The sequence below is a fragment of the Pantoea rodasii genome, from assembly GCF_002095465.1.
Lineage (GTDB): Bacteria > Pseudomonadota > Gammaproteobacteria > Enterobacterales > Enterobacteriaceae > Pantoea > Pantoea rodasii.
The window spans coordinates 814,329-830,902 of record NZ_MLFP01000086.1; the positions used below are offsets into that span (position 1 = coordinate 814,329).

Sequence of the window (16,574 nt, forward strand, 5' to 3'; positions counted from 1 at the left end):
CGCTTCCGTTACTGGTATGACTTTAACAGGCGATCGGCTTGCTTCTGCGCGCCTTCTAATGCTTCAGCCGGCGTTTTTGCCTGCGTGACGGCGGCTTCAACCGCGTGGTTCAATGCATCCTGAATCTGCACGCTGTTATAGGTTGAGAGTTCTGGCTGGGCATACTTCAGCTGCTCACGCGCCACCAGAGCTTGAGGCACCTGTTTCACGTAGTCTTTCATCACCGTGGTGTCCCACGCAGCCGGAGAGGTCGCCACATAGCCGGTCGCGATGCTCCAGCGAGCGGCCTGTTCCGGTGACGTCACCCAACGGATAAACTCCATCGCGGCTTTTTGCTGTTCCGCTGAGGCATTCTTAAAGACGTAAAGGTTACCGCCGCCAGTCGGGCTGCCGCGCTGGGTTTTCTCAGGCAGCATCGCCACGCCAAACGGGAATTTTGCGTTATCACGCACGTTGGTCAGGTTGCCGGTGGTGGTGACCATCATGGCGGTTTTGCCGCTGATGAAATCCTGTGGCGTGGTGCCCCAGGCAATCGCGCCTTTGGGTGAGACTTGCTCTTTTTGTCCGAGGTCGGTTAACCACTGCAGCGTTTCAACGTTGCCCGGCGTATTGAAGTTGACTGCGGTGCCTTTACCGTTATCCAGACGACCGCCATTGGTGGCAGAGAGCCCCTGGAAGTTCCAGTAACCGTTAGGCGTTGACGGAATCTCGATACCCCATTGACTCACGCCGTTGGCATCTTTCACCGTCAGTTTTTTACTGAATTCGACCACTTGCTGCCAGTTGGCCGGCGGGGTGTCGCCATTCAAGCCGGCTTTTTCGAAGGCTTGTTTATTCCAGTACATCACCACGGTTGAGCGCTGGAACGGCACGCCCCAGACTTTGCCATCAATGTGACGCAGAAACGCGGGATAGAAACCGTCGATCCATTTTTTGCCTTCATCACCGGTTGCCAAATCGCTGGCGGCGACAATCGCACCGGCATCAATCAGGGAATACGCCTCGATGTCACCGATCACCGCCAGCTGAGGGGCATTACCACCACGAAACGCGGTCAGCGCTTTAGTGACGGTTGTCGCATAGTCTCCGGTGTACACCGGCTGAATGCTCACTTCTGGGTGCACTTTTTCGAAATCAGCCACCAGCTCGTCTACGGTATGGCTGACCTTGCCGCCTACCGCGATCGGATAGTACATCTGCAGCTTGACGGGATCGGCCGCAAACGCAGAAACGGTGGTGCAGAGTAATAAAGCAGAGGCCAAACGTGAGTAACGAATCGCAGACATGATTATCCCTTGGGCGAAAAACAACGGTTAAACAGCGTATTTTTTCTGTGAGGCAAACATCTGTTGCTCAGCTGACGCACAGCGTTTGCCGTTTGTGGTGGTAAAAAGGTATTGGCGGGCAGCGGACCACTGCAAACCGACCTGACTGCCCTCGTCATAACGCTGCATGCCAGGCACTTTCACAGTGACGAGGTCGGCCAATCCGGCAAGCTGGCACGCCAGCAGGGTGTCGGAACCCATATATTCGTAGCTGATCACCCGTGCTGTTAACGCGGCATGGTCAGGGGATATCAATTGAATGTCCTCGGCGCGCAGCCCGAGACTGAGTGCCACTTCGTCGCAATTCTCCACCACAGGCGCCTGCAGATGGCTGAGATAGTGATGCTCGCCCTTTGCGTGCAACGGCAGAATATTCATCGGTGGCGCACCAATAAACTGAGCGGTGAAGATGCTCGCGGGATCGTTATAGAGTTCATTTGGCGTGCCGTGTTGTTCGATGCGGCCGTCATTGAGCAGGATGATGCTGTCCGCCATGCTCATCGCTTCGGTCTGATCGTGCGTGACATACAGCATGGTCAGGCCGAGCTTTTTCTGTAGCGCGCGAATCTCACGACGCATGCTCTGGCGCAGTTTCGCATCAAGATTCGACAGCGGTTCATCCATCAGGCACAGATTGTTATTGGCGATCACCGCCCTGCCCAACGCCACGCGCTGCTGCTGCCCGCCCGAAAGTTGCGATGGCAGACGGTCGAGTAGCTTATCCAGCTCCATCAGCTTACTGACATCATCAAGGCGACTCGCAAACGTCTGCTTATCTTCACCGCGCGCCTTGAGGCCAAATAACAGGTTCTCGCGTACATTCAGGTGCGGAAACAGCGCATAGGATTGAAACACCATGGACAGCTTGCGCTGCGACGGTGGCAAATCAGTGACATCACTCTGTTTGAAGTGGATCGCGCCACGATCGGCCGTTTCCAGTCCGGCAATGGTCCGCAGTAACGTCGACTTGCCGCAGCCTGAAGGCCCAAGTAGCGCGACGAAACTGCCCTCCGCGGCCTCAAAGCTGATGTCATTGAGGGCATTTTTTTCGCCCCACGCTTTTGTGATGTGATGTAGCGAGAGATGGCTCATGCATCGGTAGTCCTGGAATAGAATGGCGGTAAGCTAGCTTAGGGAAATGAAGGATTTATGTTACTGGAGTGACGGTTGAGTGACTGGCTGTGGACAACCATCAGTTATATGAATATCCGGCTGTGCAACTTCCTGGTTTATAAATCACTAAAATGGCGGCGATAATTGCCGCTAATTTAATATTTTACAAACCTGAAGACCGATCTGGTTTGCGTAGTTTAAAATTAACGGCGATAATTGCCGTCATATGACAACAATATAAACCAAGAAACATGTTAAACGCCGAGAGCCGTCAAACGCTGAAACTGTTGTTGCCTACGGGATTACTCGCTACTAAACCCTGGTTGGTAGCACAGGGTTTAAATCCTCATTTCATTGATAATGCAGTCAAAAGTCAAACGCTCCAGGCGCTAACACCAGGTGTGTATGTCCGTGAAACATCGCGGGTTAACTGGAAAGGCGTTGTCACCTCATTGCAAAGAATGAGTCTATTCCCCGTGCATGTCGGTGGCCTGAGCGCACTTGATCAGGAAGGACTCGCACATTATCAATTGCGCAGTAAACATACTCACATCGACCTATATGCAGAAAATGCATTGCCTGCATGGCTGAATAAATTCGATGCATCTCTTCATTTTGAGTGGCATAGCACCCGCCGATTGTGGCCTGCCTCCCTGATGCAGGAGACAAAATATCTTCGTGAGGATCACTGGCGAGAGCCACTACCGCCTTTGCTCTACTCCTCACCTGAAAAAGCCATTCTGGAGGCGCTAGCCGGTGTGCCAACAGCCGTAAGCTTTGAGCATGCCGATCAGCTTATGCAAGGCTTATCCACTCTGTCGCCCAAAAAAGTGGATGCCCTTTTGCGCGCCAGTTCCAGCATTAAGAGCAAACGATTATTTTTATGGCTGTCTCAACAGCATAATCATGCCTGGTTTAAATACCTTAAGCCGGAAGAATATGATTTGGGTGTGGGTAAACGTGAAATAGCACGTGGCGGCAGATTGGATAAAACATGGAATATTACCGTTCCCAGGGAGTCGAATTAATGGACCGCCAGAGTGTTTATTACAAGCAAGTTCAGCTACTGCTGCAGGTCCTGCCGATTGTCTCACAGCATGACTGTTTCGCGCTGAAAGGCGGCACGGCGATAAATCTCTTTATTCGTGATTTACCCCGTTTATCAGTTGATATTGATCTGGTTTTTCTGCCGGTGATGGATCGTCAGCAATCGCTCATGACTATCCGTTCTAAATTGGATGAAATCACAAAGGACATCAGCACGAGAATAGCTGACAGCAAGGTGATTAAATCTTATGAAGACAAAATGGATGCATTACGACTCACGGTCACGCGAAGTGGCGTACAGATAAAAATTGAGTTATCTCCCGTTTTGCGTGGCACGGTTTATGAACCCTCAGTTATCTCAGTGAGTGCTTCCGTTGAGGACGAATTTGGCTTCGCAGAAACGCGCGTGGTTGCTTTTGCTGATTTGTATGCGGGAAAAATATGTGCTGCTTTGGATCGCCAACATCCACGTGATTTGTTTGATGTTAAGTTTTTGCTCGATAATGAAGGGCTAACAGATGAATTGCGCAAGGCACTGCTGGTCTATTTGGTCAGCCACCCTCGCCCATTATCAGAATTGTTAAGGCCGCAGTTAAAAGATATTTCCGCGGTGTATGAAGGTGAGTTTCGTAATATGGCGGAGATTGATGTCCAAAGGGACGAACTGGAAGCAGCAAGAGTCAAATTAATTGAGACAATTAATCGTTCAATTACCGAGCAGGAGCGCCAATTCCTGCTGACATTCAAACAGGGAACACCAAACTGGACCCTGTTGGGATTAACAGGTGTTGAGCAATTACCCGCCGTTCGATGGAAATTACATAATTTATCCAATATGCAGCCATCTAAACACACTGAGGCGCTGGCGAAACTCAAAGACGTATTGCTAATAACGACTTAGCTAAGCCATGCAGTATGGCTTAGCCACGAAATAGGATTTACTGCGACATACTCAAAATCGTCCGAATGTTTTGCGCGGTAGTAGCGACGATATCGATGGCACCGGTTCGTAGTGCGCCGAGCAGCGCCATTGCTTTGGTATTCTCTGAAGCGATGGCAATCACGCAGGGAATTTTACGCAGTTCTTCAATGCTGAGACCAATTACGCGGTCATTCATCACCGTATCCACATGCTGTCCCTGTGCATTGAAGAAGTCATAGCCCGCGACATCCCCGGTCACACCCTGATTCACATGCGCATCAATGATTTCGTGCGGCGTAAACCAACCGAGTTTCACCATATAACTGTTTTCATTCATATCGCCAACGCCCACCAGCGCGACATCCGCTTTACGTGCGCGATCCAGCGTCTCTTTAATGGTGCCGTTCTGCATAAAGGCATCGCGCAGCGCACGATTCTCGACATAGGCCGGCGCATACAGGGTTTCACTGATGCCGCCGAACTTCTTGGCCAGACGACGGCTGATGTGATCGGCGTTTATCGCATCGCCCGGACGATGAGTCCCGCCAATACCGCTGATAAACAGGCAGTTGCGCGTGGGCACCTGACCAGGATAGTCGGCGACGGCAGCGACGTTACGCCCTTGCCCCACAGCGACAATCGCATTGTCTTTTAACGACTGTGACAGATGTGAAGATACCAGGGCCGCGACCTGACGACGTTGTTCTTCATCGTCCGGCGAATCCAGCGCAATCAGCGCACGTTGCAGTTGGGGGAAGCGGTTTTGCAGCTGTTGTTCCAGACGCGTACTGAATACCGGATGGTAGCGCACATTAATTTCGACGATGCCCTCTTCGCGCGCGCGCTTAAGCAGTCGGCCAACTTTAATGCGGGATATCCCAAACTTACGCGCAATCTCCTCCTGGGTGATTTCGTCCTGATAATAGGCCACCGCAATTTCTGTCAGCAGCTCGGAGTCCTGAGAAAGCGTGTTTTTTTCCATCCGTTACCTGTCTTATATCGTGACATCTGATTTGAGGAAGGAGTTATATCATTGATACGACTCGCTTCGCCAGACAGCAGCGAGGCGAGTCGCAGGTTGCGTCACGCTTAACGCTTGATGGCGTCGATTTTCAGCATGCGGGCAATCACGATATCCAGCTCTTTCTGATCGAAGATCTGCTTCCAGTCTGGCTTCACAATCTTCTCGCGACCGTATTCCATCGCGATCATGCAGGCATCAGAGAACGGGTTGGTGGCGCGGAAGGCCACTGCCAGCGCGATCTGAATATGGCCATACAGCATCGCTTTGGCCGCTTCTTCAGGCACGCCGCTGTGCTTCACGGTCTCATCCAGCGCTTCTTTCATAAATGCGCCCACCATGCAGGCCACGGTTTCCACCAGCGTGGGCTCCAGATACGCCAACTGTGTCACCGTCACCCAATGCACTGCTTCAACCGGGCCGTACATCACACTGATCACTTTGCTCAGTTCGGCTTTCTGCGCATCAGAGCCGGTTTCATAGGAAGCCGCAACGTGCTGCACAGCTGCGATACCACCGAAGGCATCCGCATGCTCTTCTTTGGTGTAGCGTTCCAGGAACACGGATGGATGGCAAGGATGCGCCACCGCATATTCAATGCCATCACGATGCGCGATCAGGTTCGCATAAGCCGCAGCTGGGTCCAGCGTCAGCAGGATCGCACCGGCCTTCATCTGCGGCACCACGCCTTCAGACACTTTGCCCAAAACGATATCCGGCACCGCCAGAATCACCACGTCACTCACCGGCACCACCGAAGCAGCGTCAGAAAGCTCACGGCCTTGCGAGGTCACTTGCTCTTGCGCTTTTGGTGAGTTCTCGACGTAAAACACCTGGTAATCGCTTTTCTGGAAGTTGGCAGAAATGCGCATACCCATTTTGCCGCCTGCGCCAATTACGGTGATGGTTTTCAATGCATTGCTCATTGGTATAACTCCTGATCTTGTTTACAACGTAAGAATTCAACGGTGCGGCGCGTCCATTCGGCTTCGCGCTCGCAGGTCAACGCGGCATCGTCCTGCCACGGCAACCAGTGTTCGACGATTTGGTTAATCTCTCTTTCTGCCGGGCGCACGCTGGCGATCATCCGGTCATAGTCCAGCAAACCCTCGCCCATCAGGCAGCCTGCATAGGTAAAGCCGACCCAGCCATCCCGACGCGTAAAGGCAAAGTCTTTGATGTGCAGATTGCCGACGCGTGCGGCGGTGTTGGCAATCACCTGTTCTGGCAATTCCAGGCCAGCCACACAGTTGGCGGGATCGAGACACACGCACAACCACGGCGACAGAAACTTGTTGATCACTGACATCATCGCGCCACTGTTCACCTGCTCGTACGTCTCCAGACACAAACGTACCTGCTGGCGCGCGAAATCAGGCAGCACTGCACCAATCAACTCTGCTGCTTCATCCAGTGAAGGACGGTGATCGGCGGTGTAGAACATCGAGCGCACCACATGGGCATCGAGAATGTTCGCCATGTGCAGATAGCGACGCAGATGCGCAGTGCCTAAACCGCGCGTACCCAACTCCAGGGTGATGCCCAGCTTGTCCGCCAGTTGGCGAAGATCCTGCAACTGCGCGTCAGACCAACTTTCAATCGCCGGGTAATCACAAATCTGGAACACCGACACATCCATCTCGGCGGTCTGTTGCAGCATCTGCTCCAGCGTCAGCGGGTTGGGTACTTTGCTGGACATGCGCCAGAAAAAGGCATAAGTGCTGAGTCCGATACGGCTCATTAACGGATCTCCTTCGCCAGCACGCTGGCCTCTTCGATGATTTGCGCCAGCGCATTCGGATCATGAGCGAAGCGTCCCAGGAACAGACCATTAACGTCTGCTCCCAGGCGCTGAATCAGACCTGGTCCGGCGCTGCCGCCATAAATAATTTTTAAGCTGATGCCATCCGGCGTTTTCAACTGTTGCAGGCCCGAACAGACCGCGCGGATATAGCTATCCGGTGCAGGCTGTGGCGCGCCAATGGCCCATTGCGGCTCATAGGCAAAGAACACCTCGCCCGTTAAACCTTGTTGCATCGCATCGGCCAATGCTTCAGCCAGTTGCTGCTCGCACAGCGCGATGGCCTGTTCAGGCTCACCCTGCTGTTCTTCGCCGATGCACAGCACCGGTGTTAATCCGTGGCGCAGCGACATCGCCACCTTGGCGGCGATCTGCGCTTTATCTTCATGGAAATGGCGACGACGTTCAGCATGACCGATTTCGGCCAGTGAGCAGCCAAGTTCCTGCAACATGCTGGCGCTGACTTCACCGGTCCAGGCACCGTTTTCAGCCTGACACACATCCTGCCCGCCGAAGCGCACCGGCGTCCTGGCAAAGATTTCAGCGACGGCGGGGATTGCCGGATACGCAGGCAATACAAATAAACCCACTTCGCCGTTCTTAATGGCAGGAAGCTGCGCTAATCCAGCCACTTTGCGGCACCAGTCCAGCGTCTGCTGGTAGCCGAAATACATTTTCAGGCTAACGCCAAGCCAGATTTTTGGCTGAGACATCATTACGCTCCTTACTGAGAGGCTTTCTGTTCTTTAAGCAACTCGCCAACGGTGTTGACGATCATCGCCAGAGAAATCGCACCCGCATCTGGTGTACCGACACTTTTCTCGGCCAATGGACGCGCACGGCCCATTTTGGGCACCAACTGCGCGGTATCCTGCGCGGCCTTATCGGCAACTATCGCGGCCGCCAGCCAGGCATCCGTCAGGGAAGCACCCTCCGCGACCGCTGCATTCAGGCTGTCGCTAAACGGCACCAGCACATCTACCATGGTTTTATCACCGACCTTAGCTTTACCGAAATGCATAATGCCGTCTTTGGCATCGCGCACGCCGGTTGCGACGCGTTGTGCATCAGGCGACTGACTATCACCAATAGCCGTACCCAACGCAGTCAACGCCACGCCCCACAGTGCGCCCGAGGTGCCACCGGCTTTATCTGCCCATGCATCGGCGGCACGGCACAACAGACTGCCTGCACCCGCACCGCGCGCAGCCACTTCACGCGCTTTCTCCACCGCGCCCAGTACACCACGCTCCATACCGATGCCGTGGTCACCGTCTCCAGCGACGGCATCAATATCACCTAATTTTTTGGCGTTACGTTGTAACAAATCCGCCACTGATTCCAGAATGTGCAACACGCGCTGCGCGCTGTGCTGGGATTCAGCTGAAGCCTGCGGCAAGGCTTCTTCGGTACTCTCTTCACGCTCTTCCGCACTCAATGGTTCGGCGACCAGTACGCTACCTTTACGGTAAGCCGGTGCGTTTGCGGGCGCGCACCACAGTGTTTCCAGCTCATCGTCTAACCACATCAGCGTCAGCGATGCGCCCGCCATGTTGAAGCTGGTAACAAACTCGCCGACATCTGGCTGAACCACTTTTAGTCCAGCAGCCTCCAGCAACTGTGCCACGCGGCGATACACCACGAACAACTCTTCATACTTCACGGAACCCAAACCATTGAGGATCACCGCAACGCGATGACCTTCAATCTGCTTAACATCTGAAGGCACTTCGCTCAGCAAACGTTCAACAAACAGCTCGGCCAGTTCATCGGCACTCGGCACATCGGTTTCGCTGATACCCGGCTCACCGTGAATACCCAGGCCCAGCGCCATGCGCCCTTTTTCAACTTCAAACAGCGGATGCGTAGCACCCGGCAAGGTACATCCGCCAAATGCCACACCGAAAGTCCGCGTACGATCGTTAGCATGGTGCGATTTTTTCAGCACGGTCGCTAAATCGTCGCCCGCTTCTGCCGCTGCACACGCCGCTTTAAACACACACAAATCCCCGGCCACTCCGCGACGTTTTGCCACTTCGTGTTTGCTGGCGCTGGAGATATCATCCGTCACCGCCAGAATTTCACAGGCAATCCCTTCGGCACGCAGGCGTTCGCACGCCTGGCCGAAGTGCAGTACATCGCCCGCATAGTTTCCGAACATCAGCAACACGCCAGCGCCGTTGTGCGCCGCTCTTGCCACATTGTAAATCTGCTGGGCAGACGGCGAAGCGAACAGATTCCCCATTGCCGCGCCGTGAGCCAGACCTTGTCCAACCAACCCGGCGAAGGCCGGATAATGACCGGAACCGCCGCCCACAATCACCGCTACAGTATTGGGTTGGCTACGCGTGCTGCGCACCACACCACCGGCGACCTGACGAACTTTATCAGCGTTGGCGGCGACAAAGCCTTCAATGAGTTCAGCAGCAAAGGCTGAAGGTTGATTAAACAGGTACGTCATTTTAGTGCTCCTGTGCGATAGAGGTCGGCTGAGACTGCGGGCGCTTACGATTCAGTAACAGCATGAGGACAGCAGACAGCAGCATGAATCCACCGACCACGAACATCGGTAACTCATAACTGTTGGTGGCATCGTGCAGTGCACCGGTGATGTAGCCCGCTGAGAAGCCCGCCACGTTTCCTAAGGTGTTAATCAGTGCGATAGCCGCTGCGGCTGACGCCCCGGTCAGGAACTGCGTTGGCAGCGTCCAGAAGTTGGGTAATGCGGCAAAGATGGAGCTGGCGGTAATCGCAATCACCATGATGGTGGTGAACGGGGAGTCCATATACAGCGCGAGTGGCACGCTGATACCGCCAGCCAGTGCCGGAATCGCGATATGCCAGGTTTTGCACCCGCGGCGGGTGGCGTCTTTTGACCAGAAGTACATCACCACGGCAGCGATCAGGTACGGCACGCCGGTGATCAATCCTTTCTGCATCACGTTAAAGGTGGTGCCGAACTGCTGCTGGAAGCCTGCGATAATGGTTGGCAGGAAGAACGCCAGTGCATACAGACCGTAGATAAAGCCGAAGTAGATCAGGCACAGCATCCACACGCGACCGTTGCCCATCACAGAACGCAGACTGTGTTTCTGATGGCCCTGCTTCTGCTGATGTTCGGCTTCCAGCTCGTTGGTCAGCCAGGTTTTCTCTTCAGCCGTTAACCACTTCGCCTGACGCGGTGAATCCACCAGACAGAACAGCGCCACGATACCAATCAGAATCGCTGGGATGGAGACGCCCAGGAACATCACGCGCCAGCCATCCAGTCCAAACAGGCCATGCTGCTGAATTAAGCTTGCGGCCAGCGGTGCACCAAATACCACGGTCAGCGGCTGCGCCAGATAGAACAGCGACAGAATTTTGCTGCGATGGCGTCCCGGTACCCACATGCTCAGATAAAGGATCGCACCCGGGAAGAAGCCCGCTTCAGCGATACCCAGTAACAGGCGCAGCGTATACAGGCCTTCAACACTGCTTACCCAGGTGAACAGCAACGAAACGATACCCCAGCTGATCATGATGCGCGCCAGCCAGCGACGTGCGCCGAACTTATGCAACGCCAGGTTGCTCGGCACTTCCAGCAGGATGTAACCGATAAAGAAAATGCCCGATGCCAGACCGAACTGCACGCCCGTCAGGCCCAGGTCCTGCGTCATGCCGTTAGGGCCAGCAAATGAGATCGCGGTGCGATCGAGGAAGTTAATAAAGAACATCAGGGCTACAAAGGGCACCAGACGCCAGGAGATTTTGCTGATAGCGGATTTCTCAACCGCTGTCATGTTTTGCTGACTCATAACGCACCTCCGTGACGTGCGTGGTTAAAGCTGTTGTTTGGTGTTGACCAGACGCCAAAAGAGCGCTGGCTGCAGGTGTACTGAGAGGTACGGTGTAAATGACACATGTTCGAGTCCTCAAGGGGTCTTCTTGTACATTGGTATCGTTATGCGAACAAATGAACACTACACGTATAAATGTACATCTCTCAACTGCAATGATTGAAAGTGTGAGCGTGCTCATGAGATTTGATTTTGGTCCTGAATCGGAAAGATACGCACAATCACGGCGGAATCAGCGCGATATCTGCCTTGGGAGCGGATTAGTCCATCGCTTAAGCACGCAAAACATATGAACAACCATTGAACATATGATTGTATTTATGGCAGGCTGTCAGTGAACATCTTCTCGCCTGCGTAACAAACGTTCAGGCGTCAGACCGAAACCCTGCTGGAGAATGACGATGAAAACGATCGCAATTGGCGCCGATGATGCGGCTATCGAATTGAAAAACATCATTAAAAAACTGCTTGAAGAGAAAGACTTCCAGGTAACGGATTACACCAATGACGCGCAAAACGACCGTCCAATGTACCCGGATGTGGCGTTTGCATTGGCCACCGCTATCCAGAAGAACGAATTTGAGCGCGGAATTCTGCTGTGCGGCACCGGTATCGGTGTGGCAATCGTGGCGAATAAAGTGGAAGGCGTCCGTGCGGCGCAGTGCCACGATACTTTCTCTGCTGAACGCGCCCGCAAGAGTAATAATGCTCAGATCATGACCATGGGCGCACGCGTCATTGGGCCGGAACTGGCGAAGAATATCGTCAACGCCTGGCTGGCCTCAGAGTTTGAAGGTGGCGGCTCTACCGCCAAAGTCGAGAAGATCGGTTACTACGAACAAGTTTCACATACTAAATAACCACCGACTTCTTACCTCTGGAGATCCTTATGTCAACACGCCGGGAAAGAGCCAACGCCATCCGTGCATTAAGCATGGATGGCGTGCAACAAGCCAAATCAGGTCATCCGGGTGCCCCAATGGGCATGGCGGACATCGCCGAAGTTTTGTGGCTCGATTTTTTACAACACAATCCATACAACCCTAAGTGGGCTAACCGTGACCGCTTTGTGCTGTCCAATGGCCACGGCTCAATGCTGATTTATAGCCTGCTGCACCTGAGCGGCTATGATCTGCCGCTCAGCGAGCTGAAGAATTTCCGACAGCTGCATTCTAAAACGCCGGGGCATCCGGAATACGGCTATACGCCCGGCGTTGAGACCACCACGGGCCCGCTGGGACAAGGGATCGCCAATGCTGTGGGCTTCGCGATTGCCGAGCGAACGCTGGCGGCACAGTTCAACCGTCCGGGCCATGACATCGTCGATCATCACACCTATGTCTTCATGGGTGATGGCTGCATGATGGAAGGGATTTCACACGAAGTCTGCTCCATCGCCGGCACCCTCAAGCTGGGGAAACTGGTGGCCTTCTATGACGACAACGGCATATCCATCGACGGTCACGTGGAGGGTTGGTTCACCGACGATACCGCCGCACGCTTTGAAGCTTACGGCTGGCATGTGGTGCGTGATGTGGACGGTCACGACGCGACGCCATTAAGAAAGCGGTTGAAGCAGCCAAAGCGGTGTCGGACAAGCCTTCTCTGCTGATGTGCAAAACCGTCATTGGTTTCGGCTCGCCGAATAAAGCCGGTACCCATGATGTCCATGGCGCACCGCTGGGCGACGACGAAATTGCACAGACCCGCCAACAGCTGGGCTGGCACCACGCACCGTTTGAAATCCCTTCAGATATTTATGCGCAGTGGGATGCCAAAGAAGCCGGTCAGGCGAAAGAATCCGCGTGGGATGCCAAAGTTGCGGCCTATGCCGAGGCTTACCCGGAGCTGGCCGCAGAATTTACACGCCGTGTGAACAACGCGTTGCCTGCCAACTGGGAAAGTGAATCACAAACCTTTATTGAGCAGTTACAGGCCAATCCGGCCAAAATCGCCAGCCGTAAGGCTTCGCAAAATACTATCGAAGCCTTCGGTAAGATTCTGCCGGAATACCTTGGCGGATCTGCTGACCTGGCGCCGAGTAACCTGACGATGTGGTCGGGTGCTAAGCCCATCAACGAAGATCCAGCCGGTAATTACATTCATTACGGCGTGCGTGAATTCGGTATGACCGCCATCGCCAACGGCATCGCGCTGCACGGCGGTTTCCTGCCATACACCGCAACCTTCCTGATGTTCGTAGAGTATGCGCGTAACGCGGCACGTATGGCGGCGTTGATGAAAGTACGTCAGATCATGGTCTACACCCATGACTCTATCGGATTAGGTGAAGATGGCCCAACGCACCAGCCAGTTGAGCAGATGGCAAGCCTGCGCGTGACGCCAAATATGAGTTTGTGGCGTCCGTGTGATCAGGTTGAGTCTGCGGTAGCGTGGAAATACGCCATCGAGCGTGTTAACGGCCCTACCGTGCTGGTCTTCTCACGTCAGAATCTGGCACAGCAGGACCGCAGCGCGGAGCAACTGGCCAACGTGGTACGCGGTGGTTATGTGCTGAAAGACAGCGAGGGTACGCCAGAGCTAATCCTTATCGCCACCGGTTCAGAAGTGGAACTGGCGGTTGCAGCCTACGAGCAACTGACCGGCGAAGGCCGCAAAGTGCGCGTGGTCTCGATGCCGTCAACCGATGCTTTTGACCAGCAGGATGCGGCTTACCGTGAATCTGTGCTGCCGAAAGCGGTAGCGGCGCGCGTAGCTATCGAAGCGGGCATCGCCGACTACTGGTTCAAATACATCGGCCTGCACGGTGCGATTGTCGGTATGACTACTTTCGGCGAATCTGCACCGGCTGAACTGCTGTTTAAAGAGTTTGGTTTCACGGTTGAGAACGTGGTTAAAACGGCAAAATCGATTCTGTAAGCCGTAGTCATCACTCAGACTTTGTGTTGGGTTGAATCCCCCCAGGCGGCAGCAATGCCGCCTTCAAAGTGATACCGGTACAGCATCAATAACTATCGGCGTAACGCGATATATCACGCCCCGACACATGCAGGATGCGCACCTGACACTTCACAACACGCCCCCGCTTATCTTTGCATCCGATTACGCGTATTCTGTCCTCCGCTTGCCCCTTTCTCACGGAACTGGAGGAAACATGTCCACCTTACGTTTGCTGATCTCTGATTCACACGATCCCTGGTTTAACCTCGCGGTGGAAGAGTGCATCTTCCGCCAGATGCCTACCACCCAGCGCGTATTGTTCTTATGGCAAAACGCCGAAACGGTGGTCATGTGATATAATTCACACATAGGAATTATTATCATTTTGGATTTCAAATGTCACCATACAAAGTTCATGTTTACACAAGGGTTTCAAAGGCTTATCAGCAGGAAGGAAGCGGTATTGATGAGCAGTTAAGCCGCATCAATACCTATATAGAATCAAAAACCAGAACTGAGAAATTCTGATATCACATACTGGCAGGACATTGGACTAAGTGCATATCGCAATAAGAACATCTTGGATGGTGAACTTGCTGAATTTGTTAAATTAGTAGATTTAGGTGAGATTGGTGATGGTCATGCATTGGTTATCTATAGCTTAGATCGACTCTCCCGCCGTTCTTCGTGGGATGAGGATACCATACAAAAAGTCGTGAAAAGCGGCGTAATTATCAATGATGTGTCCACACCGGTTGTTCTTAGGAAAGATGATCAGTTTTCAAAGATAATAATGGAACTTATAATTTCTCGTGGAAACAATGAAAGTAAGATCAAATCTGAGAGATCAACTGCTGGATGGGAGAAAAGATTAAAAGAAGCAAAAGAGCTAGGAAAGGTTTTCACTAAAAAACTTCCTCGTTGGTTAAGTGCTGATGATAACGGTTATGTTGTTATTACTGAACAAGTGGAAATCATTAAGAGGATATTCAAAGAATATACTAATGGACTTACAAGCCCCATTATAGCCCGACGTTTCAATGAAGAAGGCATAAAATCTACGGGAAATTCTCTTTGGCGACCGAGCACTATCACTAAGTTGATTAAAGATGAGAGACTCAGAGGAAACTTAAAGCGTAACAGTGATGGAACTCTAATACCCAATATATTCCCAGTTATAATTGAAAATGAACTTTTTGAAATTGCCAATAGAATATTAGAAGTTAATGCCGCTGGTACAAAAGGTCGTCCAAGAGAAAATAACGTCAACCGAGAAGTTCACAACATCCTTACGGGAATGATCCGTTGTGGTAAGTGTGGATCAAGAGTTACAACTGCTAAGAATACGCGTGGTGTCAGATACGTTGTATGCCGTAATAGACTCAATTTTAGAATATGCGGCCAAGGAAGTAAGAGATTAGACTTCCTCGAAAAAATGGTCATTAACCATATAAAACAGTTAGATATGAACAAGGTATTTTCATATCAAGAAGTTGATACAACATTTGAAGCCACTTTGAAAAGCGAACTCGCAGTACTTGAAATCGAAGCTGAAAACTGCAAAGTAAAAATCGAAGAACGGAAAAAAGCAAAAAAGACACCCTCTTTCGCACTTGCAGATACTCTGACTGATATTGAAGATAGGATTAATGAGGTTCACAACCAATTGCAAGGTTTAGATTTAAATGACCCTTTGGTTGATATTGATAGTTACGATGTGGCAATGCTAATGGATTATACAAATGTTGATTTAAGAATGAGTCTGAGAAAGTTACTTACTCAAGCAGTTGACAAGATAACTTTTCAAAGCATAGATCAATACAATTTAATTGAGATAAAATACATTAAAGATGTATACAGGCACCTCATCATAACAAACAAGAAATTAACTGAAGTTGATCATGAAATAGCAATTCAAACAACCAGTGATGGGATAGACTATAATACTGCTAGCTTTTCAATTAGTGAAAATATCACTGAAGAGAAATGCACGTTCTCAAACATATACAGTGCTGAAATGAAGGATTACTTTCTTCTAGCCAACTACCTTGGTGGAATTGAAGGAAAGCAATGGATAGTTGATCTCATGTATGATGAAAGCAACATGAGCATAGTTACTTCAAACGATTAAAATTAAGCCTGTTATGGGCTTAATTAAAAATAACCACTAACCATTAACGATCCTGCGAATAATTTCCAATCAATTTAGAAGTACTATCAAGAATTTTTAAAATCTCTACAGCGCTTTCCTCCTTCCTAATAAAGTACTGAGTCAGTAACTGCGATTGTTCCTCAATGAATTTGTCTATATTCTGAACATCAGGTTTACGCATAAGGATAGATTTAAGATTCATAGTACTGTCCTGTTGATATATAGGGAGAAGTTATCAATTAAATCAACCAGTAGGCGATTGCTTCCAAGGATTTCAGTACTCAACAATCATCACATCGCAAACTACGTTAGCACCGAGCAAAAAAAAGAGGCCAAAGCCTCTTTAGGAAAAGATGAAGTGTTTAACCCTTCGGTGGGAAGGGATCTTTACCGTGCGAATCTTTTGCACGAATACGTCCATTCTCACCATGTATCAAAAGCTCACTACCCTGA

General features: G+C 51.6%; 13 protein-coding genes and 2 pseudogenes. 6 read left to right on the plus strand and 9 right to left on the minus strand.

What is annotated here, in order from left to right; genetic code table 11:
- Window positions 1-8: 8 nt before the first annotated feature.
- Together HA45_RS27165 and HA45_RS27170 are read right to left on the minus strand one after the other, a co-directional pair.
- On the minus strand, window positions 9-1,286 hold the full coding sequence (locus HA45_RS27165) for an ABC transporter substrate-binding protein (protein WP_100700432.1): 1,278 nt from the start codon (window positions 1,284-1,286) through the stop codon (window positions 9-11).
- A 27-nt stretch (window positions 1,287-1,313) separates the two neighbouring features.
- Window positions 1,314-2,417, minus strand: a complete 1,104-nt coding sequence (locus HA45_RS27170; RefSeq protein ID WP_100700431.1) for an ABC transporter ATP-binding protein — start codon at window positions 2,415-2,417, stop codon at window positions 1,314-1,316.
- 272 nt (window positions 2,418-2,689) lie between these two features.
- Between HA45_RS27170 and HA45_RS27175 the strand changes: the two genes are divergently transcribed.
- Both HA45_RS27175 and HA45_RS27180 read left to right on the plus strand, forming a co-directional pair.
- Window positions 2,690-3,466, plus strand: a complete 777-nt coding sequence (locus HA45_RS27175; RefSeq protein WP_100700430.1) for a type IV toxin-antitoxin system AbiEi family antitoxin domain-containing protein — start codon at window positions 2,690-2,692, stop codon at window positions 3,464-3,466.
- Window positions 3,433-4,386 carry a nucleotidyl transferase AbiEii/AbiGii toxin family protein gene (locus HA45_RS27180; RefSeq protein WP_240629182.1) on the plus strand — a complete coding sequence of 318 codons (954 nt, stop codon included), beginning with the start codon at window positions 3,433-3,435 and terminating at the stop codon, window positions 4,384-4,386. The genes HA45_RS27175 and HA45_RS27180 overlap by 34 nt, the downstream gene beginning before the upstream one ends.
- A 37-nt stretch (window positions 4,387-4,423) precedes the next feature.
- Here HA45_RS27180 and HA45_RS27185 read toward each other — a convergent pair whose 3' ends face one another.
- The 6 genes from HA45_RS27185 to HA45_RS27210 all read right to left on the minus strand — a co-directional run bounded on the left by HA45_RS27185 (window position 4,424) and on the right by HA45_RS27210 (window position 11,026).
- The gene (locus HA45_RS27185) at window positions 4,424-5,389 is read right to left on the minus strand and encodes a sugar-binding transcriptional regulator (RefSeq protein ID WP_100700428.1); all 966 of its coding nucleotides are present in this window, start codon (window positions 5,387-5,389) and stop codon (window positions 4,424-4,426) included.
- Between the two features lie 107 nt (window positions 5,390-5,496).
- Complete coding sequence (locus HA45_RS27190; RefSeq protein ID WP_100700427.1) at window positions 5,497-6,354, minus strand: phosphogluconate dehydrogenase C-terminal domain-containing protein; 858 nt, start codon at window positions 6,352-6,354, stop codon at window positions 5,497-5,499.
- Window positions 6,351-7,169: a sugar phosphate isomerase/epimerase family protein gene (locus HA45_RS27195; RefSeq protein ID WP_100700426.1), complete on the minus strand. Its 819-nt coding sequence runs from the start codon at window positions 7,167-7,169 to the stop codon at window positions 6,351-6,353. Before HA45_RS27195 ends, HA45_RS27190 begins: the two co-directional genes overlap by 4 nt.
- Window positions 7,169-7,942 carry a triose-phosphate isomerase family protein gene (locus HA45_RS27200; RefSeq protein WP_100700425.1) on the minus strand — a complete coding sequence of 258 codons (774 nt, stop codon included), beginning with the start codon at window positions 7,940-7,942 and terminating at the stop codon, window positions 7,169-7,171. The genes HA45_RS27195 and HA45_RS27200 overlap by 1 nt, the downstream gene beginning before the upstream one ends.
- A gap of 11 nt (window positions 7,943-7,953) precedes the next feature.
- Complete coding sequence (locus HA45_RS27205) at window positions 7,954-9,690, minus strand: dihydroxyacetone kinase family protein (RefSeq protein ID WP_100700424.1); 1,737 nt, start codon at window positions 9,688-9,690, stop codon at window positions 7,954-7,956.
- A 1-nt stretch (window position 9,691) separates the two neighbouring features.
- Window positions 9,692-11,026, minus strand: coding sequence for an MFS transporter (locus HA45_RS27210; protein ID WP_100700423.1), 1,335 nt, complete (start codon window positions 11,024-11,026; stop codon window positions 9,692-9,694).
- Between the two features lie 443 nt (window positions 11,027-11,469).
- On the opposite strand from HA45_RS27210, the gene HA45_RS27215 reads away from it, so the two are divergent.
- From HA45_RS27215 to HA45_RS27230, 4 genes and pseudogenes are all read left to right on the plus strand, one after another.
- Window positions 11,470-11,928, plus strand: a complete 459-nt coding sequence (locus HA45_RS27215) for an RpiB/LacA/LacB family sugar-phosphate isomerase (protein WP_039328632.1) — start codon at window positions 11,470-11,472, stop codon at window positions 11,926-11,928.
- Window positions 11,929-11,957: 29 nt separating this feature from the next.
- Window positions 11,958-13,948 (plus strand): annotated as a pseudogene (gene tkt, locus HA45_RS27220) (transketolase).
- A 235-nt stretch (window positions 13,949-14,183) separates the two neighbouring features.
- Window positions 14,184-14,321 (plus strand): annotated as a pseudogene (gene lplA, locus HA45_RS27225) (lipoate--protein ligase LplA); the annotation flags it as partial.
- 228 nt (window positions 14,322-14,549) lie between these two features.
- Entirely contained in the window at window positions 14,550-16,100 is a 1,551-nt protein-coding gene (locus HA45_RS27230) for a recombinase family protein (protein WP_240629181.1), read from the plus strand.
- A 383-nt stretch (window positions 16,101-16,483) separates the two neighbouring features.
- On the opposite strand, the gene HA45_RS28595 is transcribed toward HA45_RS27230, so the two are convergent.
- Window positions 16,484-16,574: DUF2188 domain-containing protein (locus HA45_RS28595; RefSeq protein ID WP_143808521.1), on the minus strand; the 91-nt coding region annotated here is incomplete at its 5' end.